This window comes from Pseudomonas sp. AP3_22 TE3818, from assembly GCF_053628995.1.
The window spans coordinates 762,054-783,663 of the sequence record NZ_JBRJHL010000001.1 but is presented as its reverse complement, the minus strand read 5'-3'; the positions used below and the strand labels follow the sequence as shown (position 1 = coordinate 783,663).

General features: G+C 62.0%; 16 protein-coding genes. 8 read left to right on the top strand and 8 right to left on the bottom strand.

Annotation, left to right across the window (positions count from 1 at the left end):
• Positions 1-82 precede the first annotated feature (82 nt).
• A protein-coding gene (locus AB7M25_RS03720; protein WP_454236982.1) for an IS3 family transposase occupies positions 83-1,305 on the top strand; the annotation gives its coding sequence in 2 pieces (ribosomal slippage) (positions 83-434 and positions 434-1,305; 1,224 coding nt in all).
• 41 nt (positions 1,306-1,346) lie between these two features.
• Here AB7M25_RS03720 and AB7M25_RS03715 read toward each other — a convergent pair.
• Together AB7M25_RS03715 and AB7M25_RS03710 are read right to left on the bottom strand one after the other, a co-directional pair.
• Complete coding sequence (locus tag AB7M25_RS03715) at positions 1,347-2,276, bottom strand: NAD-dependent epimerase/dehydratase family protein (protein ID WP_429518464.1); 930 nt, start codon at positions 2,274-2,276, stop codon at positions 1,347-1,349.
• A complete protein-coding gene (locus AB7M25_RS03710; protein ID WP_429383984.1) occupies positions 2,269-3,153 on the bottom strand; it encodes a sugar nucleotide-binding protein in 885 nt (294 codons plus the stop codon). Before AB7M25_RS03710 ends, AB7M25_RS03715 begins: the two co-directional genes overlap by 8 nt.
• A 306-nt stretch (positions 3,154-3,459) precedes the next feature.
• On the opposite strand from AB7M25_RS03710, the gene AB7M25_RS03705 reads away from it, so the two are divergent.
• Positions 3,460-7,785, top strand: a complete 4,326-nt coding sequence (locus AB7M25_RS03705; protein WP_454236981.1) for a DNA glycosylase AlkZ-like family protein — start codon at positions 3,460-3,462, stop codon at positions 7,783-7,785.
• Between the two features lie 94 nt (positions 7,786-7,879).
• Here AB7M25_RS03705 and AB7M25_RS03700 read toward each other — a convergent pair whose 3' ends face one another.
• On the bottom strand, positions 7,880-10,003 hold the full coding sequence (locus tag AB7M25_RS03700; RefSeq protein WP_429383988.1) for a mechanosensitive ion channel family protein: 2,124 nt from the start codon (positions 10,001-10,003) through the stop codon (positions 7,880-7,882).
• 368 nt (positions 10,004-10,371) lie between these two features.
• Between AB7M25_RS03700 and AB7M25_RS03695 the strand changes: the two genes are divergently transcribed.
• From AB7M25_RS03695 to AB7M25_RS03675, 5 genes are all read left to right on the top strand, one after another.
• Positions 10,372-11,583, top strand: a complete 1,212-nt coding sequence (locus AB7M25_RS03695) for an MFS transporter (protein ID WP_429383990.1) — start codon at positions 10,372-10,374, stop codon at positions 11,581-11,583.
• A gap of 108 nt (positions 11,584-11,691) precedes the next feature.
• Entirely contained in the window at positions 11,692-12,618 is a 927-nt protein-coding gene (locus AB7M25_RS03690; protein ID WP_454236980.1) for a DUF72 domain-containing protein, read from the top strand.
• Complete coding sequence (locus AB7M25_RS03685; protein ID WP_429383994.1) at positions 12,615-13,412, top strand: endonuclease/exonuclease/phosphatase family protein; 798 nt, start codon at positions 12,615-12,617, stop codon at positions 13,410-13,412. The genes AB7M25_RS03690 and AB7M25_RS03685 overlap by 4 nt, the downstream gene beginning before the upstream one ends.
• Entirely contained in the window at positions 13,409-14,701 is a 1,293-nt protein-coding gene (gene clsB / locus AB7M25_RS03680; RefSeq protein WP_429383996.1) for a cardiolipin synthase ClsB, read from the top strand. Before AB7M25_RS03685 ends, clsB begins: the two co-directional genes overlap by 4 nt.
• Positions 14,688-15,674, top strand: a complete 987-nt coding sequence (locus tag AB7M25_RS03675) for a lysylphosphatidylglycerol synthase domain-containing protein (protein WP_429518460.1) — start codon at positions 14,688-14,690, stop codon at positions 15,672-15,674. Before clsB ends, AB7M25_RS03675 begins: the two co-directional genes overlap by 14 nt.
• Before the next feature lie 138 nt (positions 15,675-15,812).
• On the opposite strand, the gene AB7M25_RS03670 is transcribed toward AB7M25_RS03675, so the two are convergent.
• The 3 genes from AB7M25_RS03670 to AB7M25_RS03660 all read right to left on the bottom strand — a co-directional run bounded on the left by AB7M25_RS03670 (position 15,813) and on the right by AB7M25_RS03660 (position 18,897).
• Positions 15,813-16,571, bottom strand: a complete 759-nt coding sequence (locus tag AB7M25_RS03670) for an alpha/beta hydrolase family protein (RefSeq protein ID WP_429391792.1) — start codon at positions 16,569-16,571, stop codon at positions 15,813-15,815.
• Positions 16,561-17,670, bottom strand: coding sequence for a DUF3182 family protein (locus AB7M25_RS03665; RefSeq protein WP_429384001.1), 1,110 nt, complete (start codon positions 17,668-17,670; stop codon positions 16,561-16,563). The genes AB7M25_RS03670 and AB7M25_RS03665 overlap by 11 nt, the downstream gene beginning before the upstream one ends.
• 234 nt (positions 17,671-17,904) lie before the next feature.
• On the bottom strand, positions 17,905-18,897 hold the full coding sequence (locus AB7M25_RS03660) for a GlxA family transcriptional regulator (protein WP_429384003.1): 993 nt from the start codon (positions 18,895-18,897) through the stop codon (positions 17,905-17,907).
• 100 nt (positions 18,898-18,997) lie between these two features.
• Here AB7M25_RS03660 and AB7M25_RS03655 point away from each other — a divergent pair, with 100 nt between their 5' ends.
• A complete protein-coding gene (locus tag AB7M25_RS03655; RefSeq protein WP_429384005.1) occupies positions 18,998-19,546 on the top strand; it encodes a cysteine hydrolase family protein in 549 nt (182 codons plus the stop codon).
• Between the two features lie 104 nt (positions 19,547-19,650).
• Here the strand turns inward: AB7M25_RS03655 and AB7M25_RS03650 are convergent, their stop codons facing one another.
• The gene (locus tag AB7M25_RS03650) at positions 19,651-20,166 is read right to left on the bottom strand and encodes a single-stranded DNA-binding protein (RefSeq protein ID WP_007970128.1); all 516 of its coding nucleotides are present in this window, start codon (positions 20,164-20,166) and stop codon (positions 19,651-19,653) included.
• A 9-nt stretch (positions 20,167-20,175) separates the two neighbouring features.
• Positions 20,176-21,573 (bottom strand): MFS transporter, encoded by a 1,398-nt coding sequence (locus AB7M25_RS03645; RefSeq protein ID WP_104451276.1) that lies wholly within the window; start codon positions 21,571-21,573, stop codon positions 20,176-20,178.
• Positions 21,574-21,610: the final 37 nt, after the last annotated feature.

Here is a 21,610-nt window from a genome sequence, read left to right as displayed (position 1 = left end):
TCCTTGATGGACGCCTTTTTTGTGGCCGCTGTCCCGTCCTGAATAAGGTTTACACCTTCTGACTTCTTTTCAGGAAGGTGCAATGGATACGGGTACGAAACGCAGTCAGCGTGATTACACGCTGGCTTTTAAATTATCGGTCGTCGACCAGGTCGAAAAAGGCGAGTTGAGTTATAAAGAGGCTCAGCGGCGCTATGGGATTCAGGGTCGGTCGACGGTGTTGGTTTGGTTACGCAAGCATGGTCGCCAGGACTGGAGCCAAGGCGCCTCCATTCGCTCCCAGAGGATCAGACCTATGGACGAGCCAACCTTGCCATTGACTCCCGAGCAAAGAATCAAAGAACTTGAGGAGCAGTTGGCGCTGGCGAATCAGAAAGCCCAATTTTTTGAAGCCGTGGTTGATGTTCTGAAGAACGACTACGGCGTATCTGTCGTAAAAAAGCGACCCGGCAAGTCGTTGCGCAAACCCAAACCCTGAGTGTCAGCAGGGCTTGCCAATTTATGGGAATAAGCCGTCAGGCCTATTACAAACGTAACCGGGTCTACAGGGCTCGGGCCGACCAGGATCGGCAGCTCATAGCGTTTGTACAGAAAATCCGTGTCCGCCAACCTTGCATCGGTACCCGGAAGCTGCACTCGATGATGCATGAGCAGCGCGAGCAACGGGAGCTTCATGTTGGCCGGGATCGTTTATTCGCGGTTTTGCGTGAAAGCCGCCAGTTGGTCCACAGAAAGCGAGCGTATCACAAGACGACCGACAGTCATCATCGCTTCCGCCGGCACCCCAATTTGCTGAAACCAAGCCCGGAACAAATAATCGCTAACGGCCCGGAACAGGTCTGGGTGGCCGATATTACGTACCTGCCTACCCGTGATGGCGTGGCCTATTTGAGTTTGGTGACGGATGCCTTTTCGAGAAAAATAGTCGGCTATCACGTGCATGAGAATCTGCACACCAACTCCGTGGTGCAAGCCTTTCGAATGGCTTTGAAGCGGCGTCGAAGCGGTCAGAAACTAGTCCATCACTCGGATCGAGGCGCCCAGTACTGCTCGGCCCTTTACCAAGAAGTGCACGCAAAACATGGCATTACTTGCTCGATGACTGATGGCTACGACTGCTACCAGAACGCCTTGGCAGAGCGGGTCAACGGCATCTTGAAAACAGAGTTCTTGATCCATCGACCAGCGGATTTGGCGCAGGCCACACAGATGGTGCAAGAGGCGGTCACGATCTACAACCAGGAGCGGCCGCACCTGTCTTTAAAATACAAAACGCCCGATGCGGTGCATCGGGCGTTAGGGTGAAACAGGTGTAAACCTATTTCAGGACTAGACACGCAAGAATCTCAGCGCCCCAGCAACCGCGCCAACCCCACACGCATCGGTGTCTGCTCCGTGGTAGTGAAGCGCTCCAGCAGACGCCGGTTGTTCGCCCGGGAATGACGGATGTCACCGGAGCGCGCCGGGCCGTAGCTTACCGGTGGCAGCTGGCCGACCACGGCTTCAAGCGCTTCGAGCATTTGCTTGAGGGTCGTCGCCTGGTTCCAGCCAACGTTGACCGCACCGACTTCGGCCCGGGGCTTCTCGATGGCCTGCACCAGCACGTCGACCAGGTCTTCGACGTAGACAAAATCCCGGGTCTGCTCACCATCGCCGAACACGGTGATCGGCAAGCCCTTCAGTGCGCGCTCGCTGAAAATGCTGATCACCCCGGAGTACGGCGAGGACGGATCCTGGCGCGGGCCGAAGATGTTGAAGAAGCGGAAAATCACCGGCTCCAGCCCATGCTGGCGACGGTAGAAATCGAAGTACTGCTCGCTGGCCAGTTTGTCCACCGCATACGGCGTCAGCGGCGCCTTTGGGGTGTCTTCGTCGATCGACTCACCCTCGCCATTGTTGCCATACACCGCCGCGCTGGAGGCGAACAGCACGCGCTTGACCCCGGCCTGGCGCATGGCTTCGCAGACGTTCAGCGTGCCGATGAAGTTGCTCTGGTGCGTGCGCACCGGATCGTCCACCGAGGCCTGCACCGACGCCACGGCGGCCAGGTGCGCCACGGCGCTGCAACCGGCCATTGCCTGGGCGACCAAAGCCGCATCGGCCACGTCGCCGACGATCAGTTCGACCTTGGGATTATCCAGCGGCAGATTGCTGCGCTTGCCGGTGGACAGGTCATCGAGAATCCGCACCGCATGGCCCTTGGCGAGCAGGGCGTCAGTCAGGTGCGAACCAATGAAACCGGCACCACCGGTGATCAAAACGGGACCGTCAGCCATGGCGATAGAACCTGTCCAGTAGACCGGGAAGCGCTGCACGCCAGGCGCGTGGCTTGATCCCGAAGGTGTGCAGGATTTTTTTGCAGGCCAATACCGCGTGTTGCGGCTCTTCCGCAGCATCCGGACGTGCGGCGTGGGCCTGGGCGGTCGGGGCTTCGATGGCCAGCGGATGCAGGCTGCGGGCCTCGGTCAGAATCGCCTGCCCCAGCGCCAGCGGTGTGGTCGCCTCATGCCCGGCATAGTGGTAGGTGCCCCACAACGGCGCTGCGCAATCGAGTTGCTTGAGCACTGAAATGATCACGCGGGCGGCATCGTCGACCGGCGTCGGATTGCCGCGCCGGTCATCGGCCATCAGCAGCTCTTCGGGTTGTTCGGCACGGGCGAGGAAGCGGCCAAGGGCGCCATCCGGGCTGTCGTCCAGCACCCAGCCGAAACGCAGCAGCACGTGTTGCGGGCAGGTGGCGCGAACGCTTTGCTCGATCCGCCACAGCGCCTGCCCCCGCAAGCCCAAGGGCACCGGTTCGTCTTTTTCGCTGTAGGCCGTGGCGCGGGAACCGTCGAACACGCGATAGCTCGAAGGTTGCAGCAGGACGATGTTGTGGTGCTGGCACAGTTCCGCCAGACGCTCGATCGCGCGCTCCTGGCCGGCCAGACGCTGTTCGCTGACCGCTTCGGCCTGAAACCAGTCGAAGTAGTAGGCAAGGTTGATCAATGCATCGGGACGGGTGTCGTCGAGCAGTTGTGTCAGGCTCGCGGCATCCCAGCCGTCTTGCGGCGGGCGGGGGGCGAGGAAACCGATGTCTTCCTCCGCACCGAGGCGAATCAGCGCCTGCCCAAGGGCATTTCCGCCGCCCAGTAACATAAGGCGCATTCGCATAGAGTCAGCAGGCCCAGTCTGATTGGAACGATGGCTATATCGACATCGCCCCAGGCGATGTCGTTGGTAATTGCCGGAATCGTTGCATTTTGCGGGTTTAGTGCGCAACCGTCATCCGTAAAGTGTAGATGTCCGGGATTTGTGGTGCTGCCACTGGCCTCATCGCGAGCAAGCTCGCTCCCACAGGGGGGCGGTGTTCACAAAACCATTGTGGGAGCGAGCTTGCTCGCGATGGGGCCCTGTCAGTCAACAGAGATCCCCGAGCGGTACTTGCATCTTGCGCCCCCCGCCCGCATAACTTGCTGCATGAACCTGCCTATCCCCGCAGACAGTGCCCTGAGCGGCTTCCACCCCGCCGTCAGCGCCTGGTTCAGCCACACGTTCGCAGCGGTCACCGCCGCCCAGGCCCGGGCGTGGCCGTTGATCCGCCAGCGGCGCTCGACCCTGGTCGCCGCGCCCACCGGCTCCGGCAAGACCCTCACCGCGTTTCTCGCGGTCATCGACGACCTGGTGCACCGCGGCCTGGAAAGCCCCGAAGGCTTGCCCGATGCAACCCTGGTGGTCTACGTCTCGCCGCTCAAGGCGCTGTCCAACGACATCCGGATCAACCTGCAAAACCCGTTGGCCGGCATTACCGAGCAATTGCGTGTGATGGGGCTGCCCGAACTGCAGATCAGCACCGCCGTGCGCACTGGCGATACACCGCAAAAAGACCGCTCGGCGATGCGCAAGACGGCGCCGCACATTCTGGTGACCACACCGGAATCCCTGTACGTGCTGCTCGGTTCCGACTCCGGTCGGCAGATGCTCGGCACCACTCAAACGGTGATCATCGACGAAATCCATGCCATGGCCGCCAGCAAACGTGGCAGTCATCTGGCCCTGAGCCTTGAACGCCTGCAGGCACTCTGCCCCGAGCCGCTGCTGCGCATCGGTCTGTCGGCCACGCAAAAACCCATCGAAGCCGTGTCGCGTTTCCTGGTCGGTCGCGACCGCCCGTGCGAGATCGTCGACATCGGCCACGCCCGCCCCCGCGACCTGGACATCGAAGTGCCGCCCGTGCCGCTGTCGGCCGTGATGGCCAATGATGTCTGGGAGCTGGTCTACGACCGCCTCGCCGCCCTTGCCCGAGAACACCGGACCACGCTGATTTTCGTCAACACCCGGCGTTTGGCCGAACGCCTGAGCCGTCACCTGAGCGAACGCCTGGGCAAGGACGCCGTAGCGGCCCACCACGGCAGCCTGGCCAAGGAGTTTCGCCTGGACGCCGAGCAGCGGCTCAAGCGCGGCGACCTGCAAGTGCTGATCGCCACGGCATCGCTGGAACTGGGGATCGACATCGGCGACGTCGACCTGGTGTGCCAGATCGCCTCGCCGCGTTCGATTGCCGGGTTTCTGCAACGGGTCGGCCGTTCCGGGCACCAGGTCGGCGGCACGCCCAAGGGTCGCTTGTTCGCCACCACCCGCGACGACCTGATCGAATGCGCCGCGCTGCTCGACTGCGTGCGCCGGGGCGAACTCGATACCTTGTTGATCCCGCAGGCGCCGCTGGATGTGCTGGCGCAGCAGATCATCGCCGAAGTCAGTTGCCAGGAGTGGCCTGAGCAAGCGCTGCTGGAGATGCTGCGCCGCGCCTCGCCCTACGCCGGACTCGACGACAAACACTATCAGGCGCTGCTGCACATGCTCGCCGAGGGCTACAACGGGCGTCAGGGCCTGCGCAGCGCCTACCTGCACCGCGACGCCGTGAGCCGCACCCTGCGCGGTCGCCGTGGCGCAAAACTGACCGCAGTGACCAGTGGCGGGACCATTCCGGACAACGCCGACTACGCCGTGCTGCTGGAGCCTCAAGGGCTGAACATCGGCACCATCAACGAAGACTTCGCGGTGGAAAGCATCGCCGGGGATATCTTCCAGCTGGGCAATACGTCCTATCGAATCCTGCGGGTGGAAACCGGCAAGGTGCGGGTCGAGGATGCCCAGGGTCAGCCGCCGACCATTCCGTTCTGGCTCGGTGAAGCGCCGGGGCGCAGCGCCGAATTGTCCTCGGCAGTGGCGCGCCTGCAGGCAAAACTCGACGACCTGTTGGGTGCCGCGCCAGGCAACTTGCAGCCAGCGCTTGACTGGCTGACCGAGACCCTGGGCCTGAACCTCGCCAGCGCCGAACAACTGGTGGACTACCTGGCCCGCGCACGACAGACGCTCGGTGCCCTGCCCTCGCAAGACACGCTGCTGTTGGAGCGTTTTTTCGATGAGTCCGGCGGCACCCAACTGGTCATTCATACGCCGTTCGGCAGCCGCATCAACCGCGCCTGGGGCCTGGCCCTGCGCAAGCGCTTCTGTCGCACCTTCAACTTCGAACTGCAAGCCGCCGCCAGCGAAGACGCCATCGTGTTGTCGCTGTCCACCAGCCACAGTTTTGAACTGGACGATGTCTGGCGCTACCTGCACAGCAACAGCGCCGAGCACATCCTGATCCAGGCCGTGCTCGACGCGCCGTTGTTTGGCGTGCGCTGGCGCTGGAATGCCGGCGTGGCCCTGGCGCTACCGCGCTACAGCGGCGGGCGCAAAGTCCCGCCGCAGATCCAGCGGATGAAAAGCGAAGACCTGATCGCCAGCGTGTTTCCCGATCAGATTGCCTGCGTGGAAAACCTCGCCGGCGAACGGGAGATTCCCGACCATCCGCTGGTGGAACAGACCCTCGACGATTGCCTGCACGAAGCCATGGACACTGAAGGCTGGCTGGCCTTGTTGCGGCGCATGGAACGCGGTGACATTCGCCTGATCAGCCGCGACTTGCCGGCGCCCTCGCCGCTGGCGGCGGAGATTCTCAGCGCCCGCCCCTACACCTTTCTCGACGATGCACCGCTTGAAGAGCGCCGCACCCAAGCGGTACTCAATCGGCGCTGGAGCGATCCGCAATCCACCGACGACCTCGGTGCACTGGACGCCGAGGCGATTGCCGCCGTGCGCGACGAAGCCTGGCCGGTGCCTTGCAGTGTCGATGAAATGCACGAGGCCTTGATGAGCCTGGCGTGCATCACCGATGCCGAGGCCGGCGCCAATCCGCAATGGCTCGATTGGCTCAAGACCCTGGCCGACAGCGGACGCGCGAGCCGTTTACAGATCAACGCCGGGCAATCGCTGTGGCTGGCGCTGGAGCGCCTGACCTGCCTGCGGGCCATTTATCCACAGGCCGAATTGACGCCACCGCTGCAAGCGCTGCCGGACTTCGATGAAACCTGGGCACCCGACGAAGCCGTCCTCGAACTGATCCGCGCACGGCTCAGCGCCTTCGGCCCGCTTACCCTCGAGCGCATTGCCGAACCACTCGGCTTGCCCGCAGCACAAGTGACCCAGTCCCTGGCGCAACTGGAACGCGATGGCTACGTACTGCGCGGTCGCTTCACCCCGGGCATCGCTGAAGAGCAATGGTGCGAGCGGCATTTGCTGGCGCGGATTCACCGCTATACGGTCAAGCGCCTGCGCCGGGAAATCGAACCGGTGGCGTTGCAGGATTTCATGCGATTCCTGTTCGATTGGCAGCATGTATCGAGCGCAAGCCAGGGCCAGGGCGCGGCGGTGTTGCCCGCCATCGTCGGGCAATTCGAAGGCTACCCCGCCGCCGCTTCCGCCTGGGACAGCGACATCCTGCCCACACGGATCAAGGACTACTCGGCGACCTGGCTGGATGAGTTGTGCCGCAGCGGCAGACTGGTGTGGACGCGCCTGACTGCGCACAACAAAAGCGCCGGCACCGCGCTGCGCAGCACACCGATTGTGTTGCTGCCGCGCAATCGGGTCGGCCTCTGGAGCGGCTTGACCGAACAGACACCAGTGAGCGAACTGTCGCCGAAAACGCAAAAGGTCCACGCCGCCCTCAGCCAGCACGGCGCACTGTTTTTCGATGAACTGATCCATGAGGCGCACTTGTTGCGTTCGGAACTGGAAATCGCCCTGCAGGAACTGGTGGGCGCGGGGCTGGTGAACGCCGACAGCTTTGCCGGTTTGCGCGCACTGATCACCCCGGCCAGCAAGCGCCAGCCGCGCAACAGTCGGCGTGGACGCGGCGCATTCATCGGCGGCATGGATGACGCCGGGCGCTGGGCCTTGTTACGACGTGCGCCAACGGCACCTGTGGTGGAAAACCAGCGTCCAACGCCGACGCCCGTCGATACCCTGGAACACATCGCCATGACCTTGCTGCGTCGTTACGGCGTGGTGTTCTGGCGCTTGCTGGAACGTGAGGCGGACTGGCTGCCGAGCTGGCGCGAACTGCTGCGCACCTTCCATCGCCTGGAGGCACGCGGCGAGATTCGTGGGGGACGGTTTGTCAGTGGATTGGCCGGCGAGCAGTTCGCCCTGCCCGAGGCGATTCCATTGTTGCGCGAAGTGCGACGTCGGCCCCATGACGGGAGTTTGGTCGCGGTGTGTGGGGTCGATCCGCTGAACCTCGCCGGCACGCTATTACCGGGTGCGAAAGTCCCGGCGCTGGCGAGCAATCGGCTGGTGTATCGCGATGGTGTGCCGGTTGCTGCCGAGATTGCCGGCAAGCAGCAAATCTGGATGGAACTGGATCAACAGTCGGGGGCTGAAATACATAAAAAACTGATTCAACACATTCATCTGTAGGAGCTGGCTTGCCAGCGATGAGGCCATCAGGTTCAACATCAATGTAGCCTGACCATCCGCCTTCGCTGGCAAGCCAGCTCCTACAGGGGTGTTGTCATTGAGACCGCGGCCGATCCGGCATCAACACCGCCGCATGCTCCGGCTCAGCCTCCGGTGGCGCTTCGACCGGATGCCGCGGCACCAGCGCCTGCTGTGGATAAGTTTGCGCGAAGTTCACCCACGGGCAGTTATCCACAAGCTTTTTCAATCGCTGGTTAAAGGCCCGGCTCACCGCATATTGGCCACCGGACACCGTGCGGAATTGCGCCGTCAGCACCACACCGTTGAGGTCCATCCTGTCGACGCCAAACACATCCAGCGGCCCTTGCAGGTTGTAGCGCAGGAACGGGTCGTTGCTGATGGAATGCCCGGCCTCGCGGATCAGTTCGATGGCCTTGTCGACGTCGGTGTCGTAGGTGAACTGCACCGAGAAAAACGCATAGGCGAATTGGCGCGACTGGTTGGTTACGGCCTTGATCTGCCCGAACGGTACCGAGTGCACGAAGCCCTTGCCGTCGCGCAGGCGCAAGGTGCGGATGGTCAGGCCTTCGACCGTGCCGGCATGCCCGGAATCAAGCACCACCCAATCACCGATGGACAGGGTGTCCTCGATGATGATGAACAGCCCGGTGATCACATCCTGCACCAATTGCTGGGAACCGAAACCGATTGCCAGGCCGATGACCCCGGCACCGGCCAGGAATGGTGCGACGTTGATCCCCAGGTTGGCCATGGTGGTGATCGCGCAGATCACCACCAGGATGATTTTGATCGCGTTGCGCAGCAGCGGCAGGATGGTTTTCACCCGCGTACTCGGCTGGCGCGCCGAGCGCTTGTTGGTCGGCGGTTTCAGGGCTTCCTGAATCGCCGTGTCGAGCACCACCCAGACCATCCAGGTCACCAGCAGGATCAAACCGATGTGGCTCAGGGAATCACTGATCGCCCGGCCCACGGCATTGCTCACCGCGAATTCGAACAGCGACACGCCCCAGATCCGTCCAAGGATATCGATGAACACGATGGCCATGCCGATGCGCAGCAAGGCGTGGGACAAGTTGAGAAAACGCTCCTTGTAGGCGCTGCTGCGGCGCAGGTCCGCTTCGCTGCGCGCCTTGAACAGATGGTGCAGCGTGGTGCTGAGAAACACCGTGGCAATCAGCAATACCGTGGTGAACAAGGCGCTGCGCAATACCCTCTGGTTGTCCGCGCCAACGCCGATCAGGTTGATGATCGAGACCAGCACCATCAACAGGATCGGCCAATACCAGAGCCCGGAAAATATCCGCAGGGTTTCACGCAATGCCGGCTGACTTTGGCGCTGGGCCAGCGGCAGGATGCGGATCACGTGAGCGACCGGGCGGCGCATGCGGATCACCAGCAAGCCGAAGGAAATCGATGCCGCCAAGCCAGTGAACACGGCAATGCTGCTGGTGAGATTGCTGCCCAGTTGATGGGCGATTTGCGGACTGGTCAGGGCATCGCTCAAGGCCACCAGAAAACCGATGCCGAACAACGGCCGGGCACTTTTCTCGCGGAGAATCTGCACCGCCCGGCGCTTGTGGCCGGCATTGAACACCACCACCAGCGACAGCACCAATGACGCGGAAAATATCCCCGCGCTGGTGGCATAAGCCAGGCACAACGCAAGCGCCCGACCAGGGGATATCGGCAAAAACTGGCTGGCATAAATCGTCAGGGGCAGGCTGGCCACCGCCGGAAGGGTATAGGGCAATACATAACCGAGCAGGGCCTGGCCGCGTTCGCGGCTGAGCAGCAGGCGATGCTCGCACAGGCGTTTGGCCAACAATCGCCCAAGCAGCCAAAGACAGGCAAACACGGCGGCCCACACGCAGGTCAGTATCAGGAAATCGCCGGCGACGCTCCAGGGCGAGCGGGCCGAAGGCTGATTGACCAGTTGATCCACTTCATCGACCGCGCGGTCGGCACGCAGGCGCCAGGCGTCGAGCAGGTTTTCGTTGAGGTCAAGCTTGGTCTGGACCTCGTCGATGCTTGAACTGATGGCTCCCAGTAATCCGCCTTGCACCAGCGGTTCGGGGTGCGCCAGCGGCGTCGCAGCGGTCGCGGCGGCCGGCAGCCCCGGTATCGCGGCGGCTTCCAGTTGCTCGCTGCCCACAAACAGCAACGCCCCCAGCAGTATCGCGGTCTTGAGCCTGATCAAAACACCCGCTCCTTTGGCTGTGTCGGTAAGGAACTGATCGAAAAATGCCGGGCAAGTTCGGGCATTGCTAGTGGATAGCAGGACAGCGACGCCATTTGTGGCGAGGGGGCTCGCCCCCGTTGGGGTGCGAAGCGCCCCCAAAACCTACCGTTCGGATTCATCTGACACACCGCATTCCAGGGATTTACGACTGCTGCGCAGCCGAGCGGGGCGATGCGGCGATCCGACAAGCCCCCTCGCCACAAGTATGCACTCGCCTTCGCGATATTTGATCTGCACGCAAATATCAAATGCTCGTCCCTGTATTTTTCTGCACAACCTGAACCCCGACACTGCGCTCCATCGAATCATCCTCCGGAGTTGCAGCTATGCCCATTGCCTTGCTCGCGCTGACCCTCAGCGCCTTCGCCATCGGGACGACCGAGTTCGTCATCGTTGGCCTGTTACCCACCATTGGCGCCGACCTCGGCGTCAGCCTGCCGTCCGCCGGCCTGCTGGTCAGCCTGTATGCCCTTGGCGTTGCCGTCGGCGCCCCGGTGCTGACCGCCCTCACCGGCAAGGTTCCGCGCAAATTGCTGCTGTTGTCGCTGATGGTGCTGTTCACCCTCGGCAACCTGCTGGCATGGCAAGCGCCAGGCTACGAGTCGCTGATCCTCGCACGGATCGTCACCGGCCTGGCCCACGGGGTGTTTTTCTCGATCGGTTCGACCATCGCCACCAGTCTAGTGCCGAAGGAAAAAGCCGCCAGCGCGATTGCCATCATGTTCACCGGCCTTACCGTGGCGCTGGTTACCGGCGTGCCGCTGGGGACATTCATCGGCCAGCATTTCGGCTGGCGCGAAACCTTCCTCGCCGTTTCGACACTGGGCGTCATCGCCTTCATCGGCAGCCTGATCTACGTGCCGAAACATATCGCCCACAGCAAACCCGCGTCGTTCCTGCAGCAATTGCAGGTGCTCAAGCAACCTCGCCTGTTGCTGGTATATGCGATGACGGCCATCGGCTACGGCGGCACGTTCACCGCCTTTACCTTCCTCGCGCCAATACTTCAGGACCTCTCCGGCTTCAGTGCCAGCGCCGTCAGCCTGGTGTTGCTGGTCTACGGCATCTCCGTGGCCGTCGGCAACATCTGGGGCGGCAAACTGGCGGACAAACGCGGTCCGATCAGCGCCCTGAAAATCATTTTTGCCCTGCTCGCCGCCGTGTTGTTCGCGCTGACCTTCACGGCCGGCAATCCCTGGCTGGCGCTGGCTACCGTATTGGTCTGGGGCGCCGTGGCATTCGGCAACGTGCCGGGATTGCAGGTGTACGTAGTGCGCCAGGCCGAACATCACACGCCCCATGCCGTGGACGTGGCATCCGGCCTGAACATCGCCGCGTTCAACCTCGGCATTGCCGGTGGCGCCTGGGGCGGTGGCCTGATCGTCGCCCACCTGGGGTTGATCCACACCGCGTGGATCGGTGGCCTGGTGGTGCTGGTGGCGCTGGCATTGACGGCGTGGAGCGGGCGTCTTGACCGCCTTGGCCCGGTGTACGCCGAGCCGGCTGAGGGCTCCGCGCGCGTTATCGCTGGCCACTGATAAACCCTGGGTAGAGGTGCACTCAAGACCTCTACCGTCCGTACCGGCGCCGAAACTTTCACCGCCACCGCGCAGTCACCCAAAGACAGGGCGCAGACCGGAGGCGACATGGCGGCGATTCATATCGGTATTTCAGGCTGGCGCTACACGCCCTGGCGGGGAGATTTCTACCCCCCGGGCCTGACCCAGAAGCGCGAATTACAGTTCGCCTCGCGGGCGGTCAACAGCATCGAAATCAATGGATCGTTCTATGCCCTGCAGCGGCCCGAACGTTACGCTCAATGGTACGGCGAAACCCCGTTCGACTTCGTTTTCAGCGTCAAGGCCCCACGCTTCATCACCCATATCAAGCGTCTGCGGGATATCCACAAGCCGCTGGCGAACTTCTTTGCTTCCGGGGTTCTGGAACTGAAGGAAAAACTCGGCCCGATCCTCTGGCAATTCCCGCCCAGTTTCAAATTCGATGCCGAGTTGTTCGAGTCCTTTCTCGATCAACTGCCCCATGATACCCAACAGGCTGCCGCCCTCGCCCGCCAGCACGATGCTCACGTCAACGGCCACGCCAGCCTCAAGGCCTACAAAAAGCAACCCTTGCGTCATGCCGTGGAAATCCGCCATGAAAGCTTTGTCGATCCGCTGTTCGTTCGCTTGCTCAAGCGCTACAACACGGCGCTGGTCATCGCCGACACCGCAGGCAAATGGCCGTACCGCGAAGACATCACCAGCGACTTCGTCTACCTGCGCCTGCATGGTGCCGAGGCGCTCTACGCCAGCGGTTACACCCCACAGGCACTGAAACGCTGGGGCGAACGAATCGAAGCCTGGCATCACGGCCAACAACCGACTGATCCACAATTGATCGCGCCCCGGCAGAAGCCAAAGACGTGCACATCCCGGGAAGTGTTCTGTTATTTCGATAATGACATCAAAGTCCGTGCCCCCTTCGACGCACGCCATTTGCTGGAGCGTCTGCATCTGGATAAAAACCTCGCCACCGTCCCCGGCGAGCCTGCCGCCGAGGGTGTATTGCCATGAGCATTCCCGAGCCGGTCGGTGTCACCGACGAACAGACACCCATCAATACGACCGTTAGCCGTTTCACGGTGCTGACGGTCAACACCCATAAAGGTTTCACCGCGCTCAACCGGCGTTTCATCCTGCCGGAACTGCGTGAGGCGGTGCGCAGCGTGTCTGCCGATGTGGTGTTTTTGCAGGAAGTCCACGGCACCCACGAGCACCACCCCAAGCGCTACACCAACTGGCCGGCGATTCCGCAATACGAGTTCCTCGCCGACACCCTGTGGCCGCAGTTCGCCTATGGCCGCAATGCGGTGTATCCGGCGGGTGATCACGGCAACGCGCTGTTGTCGAAATTCCAGATCATCCGCCACGACAATCTCGACGTGTCCATCAGCGGCCACGAGAACCGCGGGATCCTGCATTGTGTGTTGCGCCTGCCCGGCGACGGCCAGGAAGTGCATGCCATTTGCGTGCACCTGGGGCTGCGCGAAAGTCACCGCACGGCGCAACTGAAGCTGCTCGCCCAGCGTCTGGACGCCCTGCCCGCCGATGCCCCGGTGATCGTCGCCGGGGACTTCAATGACTGGCGTCAGCGCGCCGATGCGTTGCTCAAACCCTGCGGTCTGCGCGAAGCCTTCGCCGCGCACCACGGCAAGCCGGCGCGCAGTTTCCCCGCGCGCCTGCCGGCATTGCGCCTGGACCGCATCTACGTGCGCAACCTCAAGGTCAGCCATCCGCAAGTGCTGACCAGTCGACCCTGGTCGCACCTTTCCGACCACGTTCCGCTGTCGGTGGAGATCGAGTTATGAGCAGCCAGTCGATGGAAAAAACCACGCTGGATCACATCCCCGCTCCGCCGATTCGCGAGCCGACAGCGGTCGACGTCGAATACGGGTGGCAAGGCAGCAATCGCGTCGAGTTGCTGGAAAATGGCGAAGCGTATTTTCCCCGGGTATTTGACGCCCTTCGCCAGGCTGAACGTGAAATCCTGCTGGAAACCTTCATTCTGTTCGAGGACAAGGTTGGTAATGAACTGCAGCAAATCCTGATCGAAGCTGCCCAGCGCGGTGTACGCACCACCGTCAGCCTCGACGGCTTTGGCTGTGGCGAATTGAGTACCGGGTTCCTTACCGCCCTGACCGCGGCCGGCGTGCACCTGCAAATGTTCGACCCTGCGCCGAAACGCCTGGGCATCCGCACCAACTGGTTCCGGCGCCTGCACCGCAAGATAGTGGTGGTGGACGGCAGCATTGCCTTCATCGGCGGGATCAACTTTTCTGCCGATCACCTTGCCGACTTCGGTCCCGAGGCCAAGCAGGACTATTCGGTGGAGGTGCAAGGCCCGGCGGTGGCCGACATCCATCACTTCGCTCTGCTGCAATGCGGTCGCCCGGCGCACGCCAAATACTGGTGGCAACGCCGTCGGCAGCGGCGCTCGGAACTGGCCTTGAGCGATCACGATGGCCAGGTGCGTCTGGTGTACCGCGACAACGGTGAACACCCGAGCGACATTGAAGAGGTTTACCGCCAGGTGTTGCGCCAGGCCAAGCGTCGGGTGGTGATCGCCAATGCCTACTTCTTTCCCGGCTTCCGCCTGCTGCGCGATATCCGCAACGCGGCCCGCCGGGGTGTGGATGTGCGGCTGATCCTGCAAGGGCAACCGGACATGCTGGTGGCCAAACTCGCCGCGCGCATGACCTACGATTACCTGCTCAGGTCCGGGGTGAAAATCTACGAATATTGCGACCGCCCGTTGCACGGTAAGGTCGCCTTGGTGGATGAAGACTGGAGCACCGTCGGCTCCAGCAACCTCGACCCGTTGAGCCTGTCGATGAATCTGGAAGCCAACGTGCTGATCCGCGACCGCGGCTTCAATCGAGTTCTGTTCGATCGCCTGGAAGACCTCAGCGACAACCATTGCAAGGCCATGTCTCACGACATCGCGCCGCGCGGACGTGTCTGGCACATGACCATAGGTTTTCTGGTGTTTCACTTCCTGCGGCATTTCCCGGCTTGGGCCGGTTGGTTGCCAGCGCATAAACCTCGCCTGAAACCCATCCCCCCTCCGACCGGGAGCGCTGACCATGAACCGCGCTGAGCCTCACATGGCAACTGACGCCAAAAGCCCGGGCAAGTCGCACTGGAGCCGCTGGAAACGACCGCTGACGATGTTGTTTTTCCTGATGCTGATCGTGTTGTTCACGATGCTCGCCCAGCGCCTCGAGTGGAGCGAAGTGTTCGATAACCTGGCCGATTTCAAGGTGCGTACGCTGATCATTGCGTCGGGGCTGACCCTGGTGAGCTTTCTGGTGTACGCCTGCTTCGACCTGATCGGCCGCACCTACATCCGCCAGAACCTGACCTGGAAACAGATCCTGCCCGTGGGGATCATCAGCTACGCCTTCAACCTGAACCTGAGCGCCTGGGTCGGCGGCATCGCCATGCGCTACCGGTTGTATTCGCGGCTCGGGGTCAGCAAGAGCAACATCGCGAAGATCCTTGGCCTGAGCCTGGCGACCAATTGGTTCGGCTACATGGTCATTGCCGGCGCCGTGTTCAGCAGCGGGCTGGTGCGCATGCCGCCGGGCTGGAAGCTCAGCAGCAGTGCGCTGCAAGGCGTGGGGGTCTTGTTGTTGCTGCTGAGCGCCGGCTACCTGGCGGCATGCCGCTTTGCCAAACGTCGGGAGTGGGCGATTCGCGGCATCGAAATCGACCTCCCGTCCTTGCGCATGGCAGTGCTGCAACTGGCCCTCGGTGCGCTGAACTGGTCGCTGATGGCGGCGGTGATCTTCACCTTGCTGCCGAGCAAACTGGACTATCCACTGGTACTGGGCGTGCTGTTGATCAGCGCCATCGCCGGGGTCATCACCCACATCCCGGCCGGGCTCGGCGTGCTCGAGGCGGTGTTCGTGGCGCTGCTGCAACACGAGGTTTCGCGGGGTAGCCTGGTGGCGGGGCTGCTGGCCTATCGGGCGATTTATTTCATCCTGCCGCTATTGATTGCCTTGGTGATGTACCTGTTGGTGGAGGCCAAGGCCAAGTCGTTGCGGATTACCAAGAGGCCCAAATGATTTGGGGTGTGCTTGCGCACGCCTTCGCGGGCAAGCCCGCTCCCACAATGTCTGCAGGTGTTCACAAAGAATGTGTTCATCACCGATCAACTGTGGGAGCGGGCTTGCCCGCGAAGGCGTCCGCATGCACACCGAAAATCACTGGGATTGAATAATGCTCAACCGCTCCCCGACCACCATCTCGGTGATCCAGTCGACGAGGATCGAGGTGTAGGCCTGCTGGGAAACCGGGTCGCTCAAGGCGTGGTCGGCGCCGTCGATGATGCGGTGGGTCATTGAGTGCGTCTGCTGGCAGGCCGCCCGGTAGCTCATGATCGTCGCGTGGGGCACATAGTCGTCGGTCTCGGACTGCACCAGCAGGACATCCCCGCGAAATTGCGAGCAGGCATGCAAGGCCCGGTTGCTGTCGGCCCGCACCAGAGTGCCTCGGTAATCACGCAGATCCAGCTTGTCCAGGTCGCGTTTCGGCGTGTGCCATTGCTCGTCGCGGTACAGCGCCGGCACCCGCAGCGCCAGCCAGCGCACCGGCCGCAGCGAAGTCAGAATCGAGGCCAGATAACCCCCATAACTGGTGCCGACCACGGCAATCGCTGACGTATCGAGGGCCGGGTGCGCGAGCAAGCGGTCATAAGCTGCCAGCAGGTCGCGCAGATTGTCCTCCCGGGTCACCCGGGACAATGGAATGCCGGTACCGCCGGTGTGCCCGCGCAGATCGAAGGTCAGGCATACACAACCCAAACCGGCGATGCCTTTGGCGCGCTCCAGGTCCCGCTCCTGACTGCCGCCCCAACCGTGCACGAAGAGTACGCCGGGCACTTTCGATTTGGGGCTCAGAAAAGTTCCGCTCATCTGTTCGTCATCGATGTCGATCTGAATGGATTCACTTCTAGCCGTCATAGGATTTAACCGTCACGTACTTGAGAAGAAAGTCACTGCTTTGCGCCGGCCCGCGATACACCTCGATGGCATCTGCCGGCAGCGGCTGATCGATGTAGGTTTCCACCGAAGACACACGAATCGCGCGCATCCCCGGATCGTTGACGAAACTCTGCAAGGCCGCCACCTCGGCACTGCTGGCACCGCCCATGCGCCAGGATTGTTCGAGCACACCGCTGCGCTGCTTGCCGTCGTTATCGATGCCCTGAGCGATGTCGTAGTTGCGCCGTGACGCATAGAAACGCGGATAGGCCTCATCCGCGGCGCTGTCGAACACCTGCGCCTGCTGGATAGCCATCCGCACGTCATCGGCCAGGTCCAGCTTCAGTAAATCGTCATAGCTGCCCTGCACCACCAACAGGTTCGAGCCGCCATACACCTCCTCGCCCTCGGCGTCCTTGGTCAAGTATTGATCACCGCAGTAACTCAGCACCTTGTCGCCGATGAAACTCTGGCCGACGCTGTGGGTAATCACCTGATCAAGATCCTGTTCCAGCACCACGCCTTCGGTGAAGATCGCGTCAGCCTCGGGCCTGGCCAGAATTTCATCGAACTCGTCGAGGTTCTGGATCACTTCCTGGCCACGTCCGGCGCAAGCGTGTATCGGCTTCAGGCGTATCGGCCCGGTGTACAACAAATGTTCCGCCGCCGGGCGAGCATCCTTCAGGCAGAACACGCTGAGACCGTCGAGTACGACGCTGCGTACCCGCTGAGAAAACAAAGGAGCCCAGCCTGGCGGCGCATGGGCATGGCGGTTGAGCAGCCCATGACTGATGGCTTTGGTGCAGATGAAATCATGGTCGACATAACCCCCCCACAAATCCTCCGGTCCCTTGACCCCCAGTTGCCGGGCAGCCTCAGCGCCCACCAGCGTCTGGGTCGGCAACAGGTAGAGGTCGCGACCGTCGTGCAATTGCGGATCGTAACTGCCCCCGTACTTGAGCCCCAATATCTGCGCCAGCCAGCGCGCCAGCGCACGGTTGGTCTCGACTTCGTGCAGCGGCGCGTCGGCGCGTACCGAATGGGCAACCACCAGTTTCTTGCGGTTTGTTGGGGTCATGCATCCCCCTTCAATCGACGCTTGATGAATGTAGTTGAAGGGGTGCAGGGATCAGGCCAAGGCCCGTTACGGAAAGAGGGGTTTTAAATCAGCCCGTTGCGTACAAAGTGATGGCATGGGGCCTGTTTTATTCTGCACGACGCCCGTTGATACTCCGGCATTTTGCACGACTCAAGACTGGCACAACCCCCATGTGGGAGCGGGCTTGCTCCCACAGAGGATTTGTGGATGGGCTTACCGCACTACAGTCCCCGGCGTCACCCCGAACCGCATCCGATAATCACTCGGCGCCAGCCCGGTGATTTTCTTGAATGTCGCGCGAAACGCGCCGGGGTCCTGATAACCCACCGTCCAGGCAATATGGTCGATGGTGCCGTTGGTGAATTCGAGCATTTCCCGGGCCTTGCCGACTCGCAGATGCTGACAGTATTCGGTGGGTTTGAGCCCGGTGGCCGAGCGGAAGCGTCGCAGGAAGGTGCGCTCTTCCAGTCCTGCCTTTTCGGCCATCGCCGCCAGCGATACCTCGGTCGCCCCGGTGCTTTGCAACCAGTGCTGCACCTTGAGGATCGCCGCATCGCCATGACTGAGAATCGGCGCAAAATTGCTGCCGCACTCGCTGGCGCTGTCGCTGTGTTCCACCACCAGAAAACGTGCGGTACTGGTGGCAATGCTCGGTCCCAGCAGGCGGTTGACCAGGCGCAAACCCAGTTCAGACCACGCCATCAGTCCGGCGGTGGTAATCAGGTCGCCGTCATCGACAATCGGTGTATCGGCCTTGAGCCGTATCGCCGGATAACGTTCGGCAAAGGTCTTGGCCGAGGTCCAGTGGGTGGTGGCACTGCGACCGTCGAGCAGACCGCTTTCAGCCAACAGGATCGAGCCCACGCAAACCCCGCCCAGTGTCGCGCCGTTGGCATGCTGCTCGCGCAACCAGCGAATCAAGCCCTGTGGCGCCTGAGCCTCGGAAAAGCCGGCAATCGATGGCGGGATCAACACGGCCACCAGGGTACGCTCGGGGCCGGGATGGCTGTCGAAGACCCGGACCGGCGGCTGATCACCCTCGACGTGCCAATGGCTGACCCGCAGCAGGGGCAGCTGCGCAGCCTGATGCTCGGCGGCGATCCGGTTCGCCACCCCGAACAAGTCCGTCAAGCCATGCACTGCCGCCATCTGCGCGCCGGGATAGATCAGCACACCGAGCTCGGCGATTGCCCTTTCTGCGTCCATTGTCAGTTTTCCCCCTCTTATTGTCGGTGCGGCCAATCCCCGGACCGCCTGCCAGCGCCAATACTTCATTCCACACCAAACACACTTCGAGGAAACAGTCATGGCCAAGCAAGCGCTCATCGTAGTCGATATCCAGAACGACTACTTCCCCCAAGGCAAGTGGCCACTGGTCGGCGCCGATGCCGCCGCCGACAACGCCGTCCGCCTGATCAAGGCCTTCCGTGATGCCGGTGATCCGGTGGTACATATCCGCCACGAATTCACCTCCGCAGAGGCGCCGTTCTTCACCCCGAACTCCGAAGGCGCGAAGCTGCACCCCAAAGTGATCAACCGCGCCGACGAACCGGTGGTGCTCAAGCACTTCGTCAACTCGTTCCGCGAAACCGAGCTCAAATCGATCCTCGACGAGCAAGGCATCAAGGAACTGGTGATCGTGGGCAGCATGAGCCACATGTGCGTCGACGGCATTACCCGTGCGGCGGCGGATTTCGGCTACACGGTGACCGTGATCCACGACGCCTGCGCCACCCGCGACCTGGAATTCAATGGCGTGTCGGTTCCGGCGGCCCAGGTTCATGCGGCGTTCATGGCGTCCCTGGCGTTTGCCTATGCCAGCGTGGTGTCGGCCAGCGATTTCCTCGCGGCCTGAGTCTGCAACTAAATTTCACTGTCCATAAAAAACCCGCACTTCAGACCGAAGTGCGGGTTTTGTTTTGTCAGCTTGCTGCTTGTAGCTGGAGACTTACAGCTGCTTTAGAATGGAATATCGTCATCAAAGCTGTCGAAATCCGGAGCCGGTTGCGGTGCGGCCTGTTGAGGGGCCGGACGCTGTGGCTGCTGTTGCGGAGCAGGACGTGGAGCCTGCTGACGCGGAGCGGATTGCTGGTAGTTGTTACCACCGCCCTGGCCCTGCTGGTCGCCCTGTGGACGGCCGCCCAGCAGTTGCATGGTGCCTTGCATGTCGACCACGATTTCGGTGGTGTAACGCTTGATACCGTCTTTTTCCCACTCGCGGGTCTGCAGCTTGCCTTCGATGTACACCTGCGAACCTTTACGCAGGTATTCGCCGGCGATTTCTGCAACCTTGCCGAACATCGATACACGGTGCCATTCGGTCTTTTCGACTTTCTGACCGGTTTGCTTGTCGGTCCACTGTTCGCTGGTCGCCAGACTCAGGTTGGTCACGGCATTACCGTTAGGCAAGTAGCGAACTTCGGGATCCTGGCCGCAAGTGCCGACCAATATGACTTTGTTAACCCCACGGGCCATAACGTTCTCCTAGGCTACGCACGCTGCCCCGGCCGGGTTGTTCACCAGGCGCTCAAGGGTGGTGCGATCCAATAGTTCGGTGTCCAGTTTGATGTAAATCGCCGCCTCTTCCGCGACGATGACTGCATCTGTTACCCCTACGACCGCCTTCAGGCGCTCGACCAGACCCGCTTCGCGGATCGCCTCGGGCGACAACGGCAAGCGCAGGCTTGTGACGTAGGGAGGTTCGCGCATGGTAACAGCAAAGGCCAGCCAGAGGGCAGCCAGACCGGCGCATCCGAGGAACACAACCGACAGACCGCCATGCTGGAACAGCCAGCCACCGAGGATTCCCCCCAGTGCCGAGCCGAGGAACTGGCTGGTGGAATAAACCCCCATCGCCGTGCCCTTGCCGCCTGCCGGTGAAACCTTGCTGATCAGCGACGGCAATGAAGCCTCCAGCAGATTGAACGCGGTGAAGAACACCACCGTACCGATCACCAGAGACCGCAAGCTGTCGCCGAACTGCCAGAAGAATAGCTCAGTGAGCATCAACGTCACGACGGCGCCGAGTAAAACTCGTTTCATTTTGCGTTTCTTCTCGCCGTAGATAATGAACGGGATCATGGCGAAGAAAGAAATCAGCAGCGCGGTCAGGTACACCCACCAGTGCTGCTCTTTGGGCAGCCCGGCTTTCTCGACCAGCGCCAGGGGCAAGGCGACGAAGCTGGACATCAACATCGCGTGCAAGACAAAAATGCCCAGGTCCAGGCGCAGCAGGTCCGGGTGTTTGAGGGTCGGCATCAATGCCTGGCGCGCGACACCGGACTCACGGTGCTGCAACGGGCCGGTGGAGCGCGGCACCATGAACATCACGATCACGATGCCGAACAGCGCCATGCCGCCGGTGGCAAGGAACAATCCGGACAATCCGAAGGCGCGGGTCAGCAGCGGGCCGACGACCATGGCCACCGCAAACGACAGGCCGATGGTCATGCCGATCATGGCCATGGCCTTGGTCCGGTGCTGCTCGCGGGTCAGGTCGGACAGCAAGGCCATGACCGCGGCGGAAATCGCCCCGGCACCCTGCAGGATTCGCCCGGCGATCACGCCCCAGATCGAATCGGCATTGGCGGCCAGCAGACTGCCGAGGGCAAAGACGATCAAGCCCAGGTAAATCACCGGGCGACGGCCGATACGGTCGGAAATGAAACCGAACGGAATCTGGAAAACCGCCTGGGTCAGGCCATAAGCGCCAATCGCCAGGCCGATCAGGGCCGGTGTGGCGCCGGCCAGATCCATCCCATAGGTCGCCAGTACCGGCAACACCATGAACATGCCAAGCATACGGAAGGCGAACACCAGGGCCAGACCGCTTGCCGCGCGGGTCTCGCTACCACTCATGCGCTCGCTGTGGGGATCGTGCATGGAAAAACCTCATGTGAACCGGCGGCGATTCTACCAG

Bases quoted from the DNA above. Each gene is read 5' to 3' on its own strand.
- AB7M25_RS03710 (WP_429383984.1), bottom strand. From the start codon at position 3,153: ATGCGAATGCGCCTTATGTTACTGGGCGGCGGAAATGCCCTTGGGCAG.
- AB7M25_RS03645 (WP_104451276.1), bottom strand. From the start codon at position 21,573: ATGCACGATCCCCACAGCGAGCGCATGAGTGGTAGCGAGACCCGCGCG.
- AB7M25_RS03660 (WP_429384003.1), bottom strand. From the start codon at position 18,897: ATGGACGCAGAAAGGGCAATCGCCGAGCTCGGTGTGCTGATCTATCCC.
- AB7M25_RS03715 (WP_429518464.1), bottom strand. From the start codon at position 2,276: ATGGCTGACGGTCCCGTTTTGATCACCGGTGGTGCCGGTTTCATTGGT.
- AB7M25_RS03670 (WP_429391792.1), bottom strand. From the start codon at position 16,571: ATGACGGCTAGAAGTGAATCCATTCAGATCGACATCGATGACGAACAG.
- AB7M25_RS03655 (WP_429384005.1), top strand. From the start codon at position 18,998: ATGGCCAAGCAAGCGCTCATCGTAGTCGATATCCAGAACGACTACTTC.
- AB7M25_RS03690 (WP_454236980.1), top strand. From the start codon at position 11,692: ATGGCGGCGATTCATATCGGTATTTCAGGCTGGCGCTACACGCCCTGG.
- AB7M25_RS03705 (WP_454236981.1), top strand. From the start codon at position 3,460: ATGAACCTGCCTATCCCCGCAGACAGTGCCCTGAGCGGCTTCCACCCC.
- AB7M25_RS03685 (WP_429383994.1), top strand. From the start codon at position 12,615: ATGAGCATTCCCGAGCCGGTCGGTGTCACCGACGAACAGACACCCATC.
- AB7M25_RS03650 (WP_007970128.1), bottom strand. From the start codon at position 20,166: ATGGCCCGTGGGGTTAACAAAGTCATATTGGTCGGCACTTGCGGCCAG.
- AB7M25_RS03695 (WP_429383990.1), top strand. From the start codon at position 10,372: ATGCCCATTGCCTTGCTCGCGCTGACCCTCAGCGCCTTCGCCATCGGG.
- AB7M25_RS03665 (WP_429384001.1), bottom strand. From the start codon at position 17,670: ATGACCCCAACAAACCGCAAGAAACTGGTGGTTGCCCATTCGGTACGC.
- AB7M25_RS03675 (WP_429518460.1), top strand. From the start codon at position 14,688: ATGAACCGCGCTGAGCCTCACATGGCAACTGACGCCAAAAGCCCGGGC.
- clsB (WP_429383996.1), top strand. From the start codon at position 13,409: ATGAGCAGCCAGTCGATGGAAAAAACCACGCTGGATCACATCCCCGCT.